The 6,419-nt window shown below is 63.7% G+C and carries 3 protein-coding genes and 4 pseudogenes; 4 read left to right on the top strand and 3 right to left on the bottom strand.

Annotation, left to right across the window (positions count from 1 at the left end; genetic code table 11):
• Nucleotides 1-36: 36 nt before the first annotated feature.
• Nucleotides 37-1,061: pseudogene (locus KTN05_RS16940) on the bottom strand (IS110 family transposase).
• Nucleotides 1,062-1,173: 112 nt separating this feature from the next.
• A pseudogene (locus KTN05_RS16935) lies at nucleotides 1,174-1,621 on the bottom strand (IS5 family transposase); the annotation flags it as partial.
• Nucleotides 1,622-1,688: 67 nt separating this feature from the next.
• Between KTN05_RS16935 and KTN05_RS16930 the strand changes: the two are divergent.
• Nucleotides 1,689-2,657: pseudogene (locus KTN05_RS16930) on the top strand (IS110 family transposase).
• A 231-nt stretch (nucleotides 2,658-2,888) separates the two neighbouring features.
• Here KTN05_RS16930 and KTN05_RS16925 read toward each other — a convergent pair.
• A pseudogene (locus KTN05_RS16925) lies at nucleotides 2,889-3,233 on the bottom strand (transposase); the annotation flags it as partial.
• A 255-nt stretch (nucleotides 3,234-3,488) separates the two neighbouring features.
• Here KTN05_RS16925 and KTN05_RS16920 point away from each other — a divergent pair.
• The 3 genes from KTN05_RS16920 to KTN05_RS16910 are packed head-to-tail and all read left to right on the top strand — an operon-like array spanning nucleotide 3,489 to nucleotide 6,349.
• Entirely contained in the window at nucleotides 3,489-5,087 is a 1,599-nt protein-coding gene (locus tag KTN05_RS16920) for a thiamine pyrophosphate-binding protein (RefSeq protein ID WP_217330555.1), read from the top strand.
• A gap of 48 nt (nucleotides 5,088-5,135) precedes the next feature.
• Entirely contained in the window at nucleotides 5,136-6,137 is a 1,002-nt protein-coding gene (locus KTN05_RS16915) for an ABC transporter substrate-binding protein (protein WP_217330554.1), read from the top strand.
• Complete coding sequence (locus KTN05_RS16910) at nucleotides 6,089-6,349, top strand: hypothetical protein (protein ID WP_217330556.1); 261 nt, start codon at nucleotides 6,089-6,091, stop codon at nucleotides 6,347-6,349. The genes KTN05_RS16915 and KTN05_RS16910 overlap by 49 nt, the downstream gene beginning before the upstream one ends.
• The last annotated feature ends 70 nt before the right edge of the window (nucleotides 6,350-6,419 follow it).

The raw sequence follows: 6,419 nt of genomic DNA, 5'->3' as shown, positions 1-6,419 counted from the left end.
AATCCCGGCATCAGGCTGCCCGCTGTAGCAATCTGATCAAGCTCGGACCTCTCCGAGGGCCGGCGCTCCTACACCACGCCAAGGGGCATGACCCAGGATCACGCCGATGCGCCGCGCCAGGGCAACCATGGCGCGTTTCGCACCTCGGCGGCGGGCGACATGTGCGGCCATGTTCTCAGCCAAGTCGCCCGCCCACGGTGCATCATGACAGTGGCGGCCTGACACAGAGCGCGTTGCAGATTGACCTCGCCTGCCTTGGTGATGCCGCCCGAGACGTCGCGCTCACCGGATTGATTGCGTGACGGGGTGAGGCCGACCCAAGGACCCACCTTCTTCGAAGACGTGAACCGGGCGGGATCATCGACGGCTGATCGGTAGGTCAGCGCTACGACCGCGCCGATCCCCGGCATGGACATCAGCCGCCGGCATACCGGGTCATCCTGGGCCAACTGGCGCACGCGCCGCTCCGGCCTGGCCAGTTCCTGCCGCAGGGACGCGCGGGCTCAGAGCATCGGATCGGTCGCCGCCTCCAGCATCGGATTGCCTGCCGCCAGTTCCCGGACCCGGTGTTCGAACCGGCCGCGGGAGACGGCACCGACCTTGAGCCCGAAGTTTCGCAGGAGCCCGCGCAAGGACATTTCCAGCGCAATCATGCCCTGCTGAACAGCCTTACGGGCCCCGAGCACGGCACGAATCTCTTGTGCCGACACTGATTTGCAATGAACGGGCCGGAACCAGCCCAGATGCAGCAGGCGTGCGATACCCTCGGCATCCCGCCGATCCGTCTTGATCGGCATCGCTTTCAGAGCTCCTTTCACCTGCCGGGTCTCCATTAGCACGACATCCAGCCCTGCCTCACTCAATCCGCGATGCAGCCATTGCGACCAGGGACGGGCTTCAAGGCCGATGGCGGCGATGTCGCCGTACTGGTCCTTGATCCAGCGCAGCAGCGCCTCGGGCTCACTGGCAACCTGAGTCTCCCGCGCGATCTTCCCATGCTCGCTGATTACGCAAATCGCGGTCTTCGCCAGCGACACATCCAGCCCAACAAACAGCCTCATCCCCAGTCCTCCTTGTGGATCTGATACGGGAACGGCGACAGCTTGCCCCTCGTCATGCAAGCGGTAACGGGCGGTGCGCGACGCAGGCCCCGTTACGGCATCTCATTGATGGTCATAGCCAGAACATGACGGTTGCGGCGAGTGCTACGGCGGAGAGGAAGGTTTTCGCACATCTGTGGTAGCGGGTGGCGATGCGGCGCCAGTCCTTCAACCGGCCAAACATGATCTCGATCCGGTTGCGCCGCTTGTATCGGCGCTTGTCGTAGCGGACGGGTTTGCCGCGGGACTTCCGGCCGGGGATGCATGGGCATATCCCCTTGTCTTTCAGCGCTTCCCGGAACCAGTCGGCGTCATAACCCCGGTCGGCGATCTGCCATTCGGCGGCAGGCAGGCTGCCCAGCAGAGCCGCAGCGCCGGCGGTAGTCGCTGACCTGGCCTGCGGTCATAAAGAACCGAAGAGGGTGGCCCTTGGCATCGGTGACGGCGTGCAACTTGGTGTTCAACCCGCCCTTCGTGCGCCCGATCAGGCGGCCGCGCTTGTCGTCGGACCCTCCTTTAGGGATGGCCCGCCCCTCCGGCCGACGCCGGTGTAGGATTGTCGGTGTTTCAGAGAGGAAGGAACGGACCATGAGCATCGTGATCCTCGGAATTGATCTGGGCAAGAACAGCTGTAGCATCGTCGGCCTCGACACGGCCGGATCGGTGATCCTGCGGCGGCGGATGCGTCGTGATGGCGTGATCGCCTTCGCGTCAAGGCTGCCGCCCTGCACCATGGCGATGGAAGCCTGCTGCGGCGCGCATCACATGGACCGATCGCTGGCGGCACTGGGGCATGAGGTGCGGCTGATGTCGCCGGAATATGTGCGGCCCTACGTCAAGGCCTAGAAGAATGACGATCGCGACGCCGAGGCGATCGCCGAAGCGGCGACCCATCCCACCATGCGCTTTGTCGAGCTCAAGAGCGAGGAACAGCTCGACATCCAGACGCTGCACCGGGTGCGCGACCGTCTGGTCGGCGAGCGCACCTCGTTGACCAACCAGATCCGGAGCCTGCTGCTGGAGCGCGGACACACCGCCGCGCAAGGTCATGGCCGATTGCGCCGTCTGATCGAAGACATGCGCACGCGGTGGGACGATCTGGACCGTCGGATTGCTGCTTTCGACGCCGAGTTTGCGGCCATGGCCCGAACCGATGATCGGGCCCGGCGCCTGACATCCATTCCCGGCATCGTGGCGCTGAACGCGACCGCCCTCGTGGCCGCGGTCGGCGGTGCCGCGACCTTCGGGAAGGGACGCGACCTTGCGGCATGGCTGGGGCTGGTGCCGCGTCAGGTCACGACCGGCGGCAGACCAAGGCTGATGGGGATCACCAAGCGCGGCAGCCGATACCTGCGCAAGATGCTGATCCAGGGCGCGCGATCTGCCATGCCCTCGCTGGCAAAGACCGACACGGCCCTCGGGTCGTGGTTGCGAGGGCTGTTGGCTCGCAGCCATCCCAATGTCGCCGTTGTCGCATTGGCGGCGAAGATGGCGCGCACCGTCTGGGCCCTGCTTCGCCACGGCCGGATCTATCAGGCCGAGGCGAGACCAGCATAAGAACAGCCTCCGGCAGACATCGTGCCGGGGGCGACGAACTGCGAGTGGTGAAAGGAAGATGGCCTGACAGTCGAACGGTGTTCCGACAACCTCCGGCGAAAAATGGCTCTTCGAGGCCGGCCCCTTTATGAGGATCGGGACGCGCGGATCTCCATCTTGGCAGCGGCCACAGCGCCGGCATGCCGGATACGTTTGTGCAGACTGCTCGATCCATTTCCATCAGCGCTTGCAACGGGGCGGGCCATACGTTTTCGCCCGCAGGCTTGAGGCCGTGCGATGCGCCTTCAGATAAGTCGCGTCGATCATGACGACCTTCTCCGCGCCGCCTTCGGAGGCCAGCCCCTCCATCATCCGGGCGAAGACCCCCATGTCGCCCCATCGCTTCCAACAGTTGTAGAGGGTCTTCGGAGGGCCATACTCCCGGGGCGCATCGCACCATCTTAACACGTTGCCATTGATGAAGATTATGCCGCTCAGCACGCGCCGATCATCAACGTGGGGTTTGCCGTGGGACTTCGGGAAAAAGGGCCGCAGACGCTCCATCTGCGCGTCGGTCAGCCGGAAAAGGTTGCTCATCATCACCCCCGTCGGTGCGGGAGCTTAAATCACGCGGACCCAGCAGCCTCAAGCAGATCAATGGGTCCTGACCCTAGATGCCGCGTCTCGGTCCGCGTGAAAAAATCTATCAGCGCGCAGAGCAAAATCGTCGCGTAAGAAGGACTTACAGAAAACGAAAGTATTTTTGGCCGCATGGCAAGCCCACATCGCCTAACCTCGCAGAGCGCTGGCGAGGGACGACGGCGCAGCACCACAAGCAACGGAGACAGATTGATGCGCGGCGCTAATATTGTGACCGAGGCGCTCGCTTCAGCAGGCGTGAAGACCATCTTCAGTCTGTCGGGCAACCAGATAATGCCCGTCTATGATGCCTGCCTCGATACGGGGCTTGAGATCGTGCACACGCGCCACGAGGCGGCCGCCGTTTTCATGGCCGATGCCCATGCGCAGCTGACCGGCACCCTGGGTGTGTGTCTGGTCGCGGCTGCACCCGGCGCCGCGAACGCGCTCGGGCCGCTGTTCAGTGCCCGGCTTTCGGAAAGTCCCGTCCTGTTCCTGACCGGAGATTCCTCCGTCGCACAGGATGGAAGCGGCGCGTTTCAGGAACTCGATCAGGTTGCCCTTACATCGCCGCTGACCAAGCTGTCGATCCGGCCGAAGACTGTGGGCGAGCTTCGCGATGCGCTGGTCGAGGCCGCAAAGGTTGCGCAGTCGGGCCGTCCCGGCCCGGTCCATGTGGCGCTGCCCTTCGATGTCCTCGAGGCGGAATCGGATATTGCGCCTCCGTCGGCGGACGACATGCGCTTTGCAGACAACCCCATTGATCAGGCGGCAATTAAGGCAATCTCCCGGCGGCTCGCACAGTGCGAGCGCCCCCTCGTCCTCTTCGGTCCGGCCATGGCAGCGAGCAGAACGGCAGATCTTCACGCCAGGCTGGCAGATCATCTCGACGCTCCCGTCATCGCGATGGAAAGTCCGCGCGGCCTTAGCGATCCCGCGCTCGGCGCCGTCGCGAAGATGGTCGCCGATGCGGACATGATCGTCTCGCTCGGCAAGCCGGTCGATTTCACCCTCGGCTTCGGCAAGCCGGCCGCCCAAGCGGCATGGATAGTCGTCAACGCCGAGAACGCCGAACTGCAGCGCGCCCGGAAAAATCTGGGCGACAAGATCGTTGATGAGCTTCAGGCTCCTGCGGGTCCGGTCGCGCAGGCGTTGCTTGACCAGCCGCCATCTGCATCCAACCGGGCCGCATGGCGCGCGCGCGTTACGGAGGCGATACGCTGGCGTGCGGGTTACGAGGACACGGACGCCGCCGGCCGCCTCACCCCCGGCGCGCTTTGCGCCGCTGTCCAGCGGTGCCTCGATCGCGCCTCGTCCTCGGTCGTGATCTGTGACGGCGGGGAGTTCGGCCAGTGGGCGCAGGCAGGCGCCCAGGGCACGCGCCGCATCGTGAACGGCCCATCGGGCGCGATCGGCGGCGGCCCATGCTATGCGCTCGGTGCCAAGATGGCCGCACCCGACGCCACCGTCATCGCCCTCGTCGGTGACGGCACCGTGGGCTTTCATCTGGCAGAGTTCGAGACGGCAGTGCGCGCGCAAACGCCCTTTGTCGTTGTCATCGGCAATGACGGTCGGTGGAATGCGGAACATCAGATCCAGCTTCGCCAGTATGGGCCAGAGCGGCTTGTCGGCTGCGAGTTGTCGAATGCGCGCTACGATCTGGCGGTCGTCGCCCTTGGCGGACATGGAGAGTATGTCGAGCGGCTCGAGGATCTCGACGCTGCACTGGAACGCGCCGTCACCAGCGGCAAAGTGGCGTGCGTCAACGTGATCATGGCTGGTCTGCCCGCCCCGTGTGGCAGCGGTCACTGACAAGAAGGGCATCAGGCCCCGACGTCCAATCAATGGGAGGAATATGACATGCTGCTTCGAAATCTTGCAATCACCGCTGCCATCACCCTTGCTGGCGCTACGATCGCACAGGCCGAAATGGCCGAGATCACGATCGCGCGGCAGCCCAGTCTCGGGCATCTGCCGCTGATGATCATGGAGGACCGCGGCCTGCTTCAGGCGCGGGCCGCGGAGCTTGGAATAGAAGGCCTCAAGGTCAATTTTGCAACTCTCGCCGGCGGCGCCGCAATGAACGATGCGCTGTTGTCGAACAGCGTCCAGTTCGCGGCCGGCGGGGTGCCGCCGCTTCTGATCCTGCGCGAAAGAACTGACGGAACCTCAGCCGAGGTAAAGGGCGTCTCGTCCATGAACTCGATGCCGCTTCTCCTCAACAGCAACAAGGAGGAGATCCAGTCGATCACCGATTTCAGCTCGGCTGACAAGATCGCCCTGCCGGCCGTCAAGGTATCCATCCAGGCCATCCTGCTGCAGATGGCGGCGGAGAAGGAGTTCGGCGAGGGCGAGCGTGACCGTCTCGACGCGTTTACCATCACCATGTCGCATCCCGACGGAATGGCCGCCCTGATGGCGGGTCATGAGGTCACGGGCCATTTCACCGCCTCGCCGATCCAGGATCTGGAGTTGCAGAACGAGGGCGTGCACACGGTGCTCAATTCCTACGACGTGCTTGGCGGACCGGCAACGTTCAACGTGATCTGGGCATCAAGCCGGTTCAAGGACGAAAACCCGCTTATCTACCGGGCTTTCGTGGAATCGCTCGAGGATGCGATCGGGGTCATCAACTCGGATACGGACGCAGCGGTCGATACATATGTGAGGCTCAGCGGAGATGCGTCCACACCCGAACTCGTGCGTCAGATCATCACCGACCCACAGGTCACCTACACCACCACACCGAACAATATCGGCAAGTATCTCGACTTCATGACCCACATCGGCACGCTGAAACTGGAAGGAGCGACATGGCAGGACGTTTTCTTCGAGAACGTGCACGACAAGGATGGAAGCTGACCACGACAGAAGTGCCTGCCGGGTTGCCACCCCATCACGTCAAGGGCGAGATGCGCTGGATCGCCCTTCGACTGATCTTCCTCTGGTTCGACGGACACCAAATGATCCTCCCCGATAGAGGTGGTTCGCTTCGTCTGAACAACGTCGGGGCTCGTGCTAAGTGGATCTCCGCCTTGGTTGCGCCGCTGCCGGGATTGGCATCGGCTGGCTGAGATAGGCCTGATCGGGTGTCTGCCCGCCATGTATGAGGAGGATCAGAAAACGTTCCAGTGGAACGTTTTC

Source organism: Paracoccus sp. Z118 (assembly GCF_019061185.1).
In the GTDB taxonomy this organism is placed as follows: Bacteria; Pseudomonadota; Alphaproteobacteria; order Rhodobacterales; family Rhodobacteraceae; genus Paracoccus.
Note: the sequence above shows the minus strand (reverse complement) of the source record. Positions and strands in the feature narration are given on the sequence as shown.

Bases quoted from the DNA above. Each gene is read 5' to 3' on its own strand.
- KTN05_RS16920 (WP_217330555.1), top strand. From the start codon at position 3,489: ATGCGCGGCGCTAATATTGTGACCGAGGCGCTCGCTTCAGCAGGCGTG.
- KTN05_RS16915 (WP_217330554.1), top strand. From the start codon at position 5,136: ATGCTGCTTCGAAATCTTGCAATCACCGCTGCCATCACCCTTGCTGGC.
- KTN05_RS16910 (WP_217330556.1), top strand. From the start codon at position 6,089: ATGGCAGGACGTTTTCTTCGAGAACGTGCACGACAAGGATGGAAGCTG.